1 pseudogene is annotated in these 324 nt (G+C 65.7%); it reads right to left on the minus strand.

The window, feature by feature from the left end:
- Window positions 1-259 precede the first annotated feature (259 nt).
- Window positions 260-324 (minus strand): annotated as a pseudogene (locus QAA18_RS12870) (elongation factor Tu); the annotation flags it as partial.

The following is a 324-nucleotide window of genomic DNA, read 5'->3' on the forward strand; positions in this document are numbered from 1 at the left end:
AAACAAGGCGGACCGGTTACCCGGCCCGCCAGGAAGGAAAGCTGCATACGCGCAAACGGCCCCGTCATCGATGCCCCGAACTATTTTTCGGGACGGACGGAGCACTGCCGCGCGGCATTTCCCTGCCTGGCGAAAACGAGGCGCCTCCTGCGCCTCATTTCGCTGTTCCGCGGCCCCCGTGAAGGCAAGGCCGCGGTGAGTCGAACATTCTAGCGGGTTTCCGGGGCCTTGTGCAAGCCCCGTGAACCGCCAGATCGCGTTACTTGACGATCTTGGCCACCACGCCGGCGCCGACGGTACGGCCGCCCTCGCGGATCGCGAAGC

The sequence above is a fragment of the Luteimonas sp. 8-5 genome (assembly GCF_029763755.1).
GTDB lineage: Bacteria > Pseudomonadota > Gammaproteobacteria > Xanthomonadales > Xanthomonadaceae > Cognatiluteimonas.